The sequence below is a fragment of the Mesorhizobium sp. M2E.F.Ca.ET.219.01.1.1 genome (genome assembly GCF_004016445.2).
GTDB lineage: Bacteria > Pseudomonadota > Alphaproteobacteria > Rhizobiales > Rhizobiaceae > Mesorhizobium.
In genome coordinates, this window is the sequence record NZ_SADT02000194.1 from 1 (window position 1) to 309 (window position 309).

At 71.5% G+C, this 309-nt stretch carries 1 pseudogene; it reads right to left on the bottom strand.

The features are described from left to right. A pseudogene (locus EN862_RS35495) lies at nucleotides 1–309 on the bottom strand (hypothetical protein); the annotation flags it as partial.

Genomic DNA, 309 nt, shown 5'->3' on the forward strand with positions numbered 1-309 from the left:
GACTTGCGGCGCGGCAGGAACCGGATCCTCGCGCGGAACCAGCGAGCCGTCAGGCTTCACCATCATGGTCTTGACCTTGCGCGGCGCAACGGCGACCACGTCGTTGCTGGTCCCCTTGTCGGCCTCCTGCAGCACCTGGGCGATGCGGTCTTCCGATTTCGGCGCCGGCGCGGCCAGCTTCGCGCTGTCGGGCGCCGCGGCCTGGGTGCCAGCCGGCGCCGCGGCTTCCGGACCCGACGCTGCCGCGCTCGGATTGCCCGCTGCATCCGTGCCCGGCGCTGCATCGGTGTCGTCAGGCGAAAGATCGAC